The following is a 2,822-nucleotide window of genomic DNA, read 5'->3' as shown; positions in this document are numbered from 1 at the left end:
AGTGATATTGCTGTATAAAAATTTGCCAAATTTCCGCTGACGTTAGCTATCTTTGCTTACGATCTTATATTTGAAAATTTTGATACTCTCAATCTATTGAAAAAGAGTTCAATTATCACAATAAGGTACGTTTTTTTGTATCTTGTTGAAATATCAGCGATACGTATTTTTTAAGGCAACACTAAAAAAATGGCTGGATTTCTGCCTAAGAGTGAAGCAATTGCAAACGGACATGAAGCTTATTTACTTTTTTTAAGACCAGTATTGTAACCTGTTCATGCTGGTTCATCACAGAATAATAATATGTACTAAAAACTGTCCCGCTTTATATTTAAAAATTAGATATTGTTATTTTAAGTCCTATATTTTTGATATATCTCTTAAAATGTAGCCTGAAACTTTTTTTACATAAGCCGATTTATTAAAAATAATTTTTTTTATAAAAGGTGTTGACAAATTTTAATATTAATTGTAGAATCATCTTGTTAACAGAAATGTAACGGTTACAATTTTACAACGAATGTAAATTAAAATAAAAATTTGGAGGTAGGTTTATGAAATTTAGATGTACAGTATGCGGGGAAATCATCGAAGCAGGAGTGGAAGTATGCCCAGTATGTAAGGCGGGTTCAGATAAGTTTGAGGAAATAAAAGCTGATGAAAAAAGAGTATGGGCTACAGAGCACATTGTCGGAGAAGGATTGGCCTGCGGAGATGAAGAAATAATTGCAGGATTAAGAGCTAATTTTGAAGGGGAATGCACAGAGGTAGGTATGTATCTTGCAATGTCAAGAGTAGCAGACAGAGAAGGATACCCAGAAGTGGCAGAGGCCTACAAGAGAATTGCATTTGAGGAGGCTGAACACGCTGCAAAGTTTGCAGAACTGTTAGGTGAGTGTGTATGTGCATCAACCGAAGTTAATCTTACCAAGAGAGTAGAGGCTGAATATGGTGCTACTGCAGGAAAGTTTGATATTGCAAAGAGAGCAAAGCAACTAGGATTTGATGCTATCCATGATACAGTACACGAGATGGCAAAAGATGAAGCTAGACACGGTAGAGCATTTTTAGGCCTTCTAGAAAGACATTTTAAGAAGTAATTAAACTAACTGAAGAGATAGTCTATACTATCTCTTCAGTTAAAAATTAAAGGAGGTAGTGATATGAATGATGTCATCGGTCATTTAAAAAAAAATGGAATAAAGCCTTCTTTTCAAAGAATAAAAATTTTTGAATATTTAGTGACTAAAGAGAATCACCCAACAGTAGAAATGATTTATAAAGAATTGGTGAATGAGATTCCAACACTTTCTAAAACAACAGTTTACAATACTCTAAATTTATTTATTGAGAAAAAAATTGCTCATACTATTGTAATAGAGGAAAACGAAACTAGATATGACAGCCATATGGAAGTACACGGACATTTTAAATGTGAAAAATGCGGAACAATTTATGACATCAAGATTGATGATAAAATTTCTGAAATTAAATCACTGGACAAATTCCAGATAGATGAACAACATGTATATTACAAAGGAATTTGTGATAAATGTTTACAAAAGAATTTAAACTAGAGTTAGAAAAAAACTTGCCTTAAACTTAGGTTTAACATATATCAATTTTAAAAAATCAGGAGGAAATTATGAAATTAATGAATGGAAAAATAAAGGTTACACTAATTGCATCAAGTATATTATTATTTATTGCGAGCATTTCATTTGCCAGCAGCTTAAATCCTGTAAAAGTTAATAACAACAGAAATTATGCCAGTATAGCATCTGTTTGGAGCAATGGTATTTTAGCAACAAACAGTAGAAGTTATGCAAGTACGGCATCTGACTGGAGTGGTAATAGCTTGATAAAAAGTAACAAAAGTTACGCAAAAACAGCATCTGCTTGGAGCAATGAATATTTTAATAAAAGTTATTCCGATATAGCATCTACTTGGAGTGTTAATAGTTATAAATTAACAAAAAAAATATAATACACAGGGGGGGATTTTTGAATGGGAACAAGAGGTAGAGAGATTGTAGATTTAGATGTAAATGAACTGCTAAAATTATTGACTAGTGCGTATGCAGACGAATGGCTTGCATATTATCAGTACTGGATAGGAGCTCAGGTTGTAAAGGGCCCTATGAGAGAAGGAACTGTTGCAGAATTGCTGCAGCATGCTACCGAAGAATTTACACATGCACAATGGGTCAGTGACAGGATAATTCAATTGGGAGGGACTCCTCCTATTTCTCCAGAAGAAATTCTCAAATTAACTCACTGTGGATATGATGCCCCGCTTGATCCATATGTAGAAGAGATATTAAAACAAAATATTAAAGGCGAGCAATGTGCTATAAGTGTCTATAAAAATATAATGGACATCACAAAAGATAAAGATATGGTAACTTATAATATGGCACTTAAAATATTAGAGCAGGAAGAAGAACATGAAGAAGATCTGCAGGCAATTTTAGAAGATATCGAAATTATGAGAGAAAGATTTAAAAGGTAATTTTTTACAAATATATACTTCAAAAAATAAAAAAACTGAATATAACATCTAATTATAAAACGCCCGTTAGGGGGCCTTATTTTACTTATTATCTCAGCACTTTCCTATATCTAGCCTCAGTTCTTCTTCCCAAAATTTCAAATTCCGTAGAAATAAAAAAAATCTTAAAATTTTTCCCGTATCAAAGTCTTTTCTGCTTCAATAGTATTTATATCAAAACCTCAAGAGATATCTAAGCATCATATTATTAGAGTCTTACCATTACCAGTTCAAAAATACACTCATATTCTTCTATCGTTGAAACTATAGT

General features: G+C 32.1%; 4 protein-coding genes. All 4 read left to right on the top strand.

All coding sequences use genetic code 11. From position 1 onward, the window contains the following. Positions 1-554: 554 nt before the first annotated feature. Positions 555-1,100, top strand: coding sequence for a ferritin family protein (locus ABZA26_RS11810; protein WP_372714721.1), 546 nt, complete (start codon positions 555-557; stop codon positions 1,098-1,100). A 63-nt stretch (positions 1,101-1,163) separates the two neighbouring features. After that, positions 1,164-1,577: a Fur family transcriptional regulator gene (locus tag ABZA26_RS11805; RefSeq protein WP_372714720.1), complete on the top strand. Its 414-nt coding sequence runs from the start codon at positions 1,164-1,166 to the stop codon at positions 1,575-1,577. Positions 1,578-1,645: 68 nt separating this feature from the next. Further along, positions 1,646-1,987 (top strand): hypothetical protein, encoded by a 342-nt coding sequence (locus ABZA26_RS11800; RefSeq protein WP_372714719.1) that lies wholly within the window; start codon positions 1,646-1,648, stop codon positions 1,985-1,987. Positions 1,988-2,008: 21 nt separating this feature from the next. Continuing rightward, entirely contained in the window at positions 2,009-2,512 is a 504-nt protein-coding gene (locus tag ABZA26_RS11795; RefSeq protein ID WP_372714718.1) for a ferritin-like domain-containing protein, read from the top strand. Positions 2,513-2,822 lie beyond the last annotated feature (310 nt).

The organism is Ilyobacter sp. (assembly GCF_041583315.1).
In the GTDB taxonomy this organism is placed as follows: Bacteria; Fusobacteriota; Fusobacteriia; order Fusobacteriales; family Fusobacteriaceae; genus Ilyobacter.
This window is presented reverse-complemented; position numbering and strand designations above follow the sequence as displayed.

Coding starts and splice junctions, on each gene's coding strand:
- ABZA26_RS11795 (WP_372714718.1), top strand. CDS start 2,009: ATGGGAACAAGAGGTAGAGAGATTGTAGATTTAGATGTAAATGAACTG.
- ABZA26_RS11810 (WP_372714721.1), top strand. CDS start 555: ATGAAATTTAGATGTACAGTATGCGGGGAAATCATCGAAGCAGGAGTG.
- ABZA26_RS11805 (WP_372714720.1), top strand. CDS start 1,164: ATGAATGATGTCATCGGTCATTTAAAAAAAAATGGAATAAAGCCTTCT.
- ABZA26_RS11800 (WP_372714719.1), top strand. CDS start 1,646: ATGAAATTAATGAATGGAAAAATAAAGGTTACACTAATTGCATCAAGT.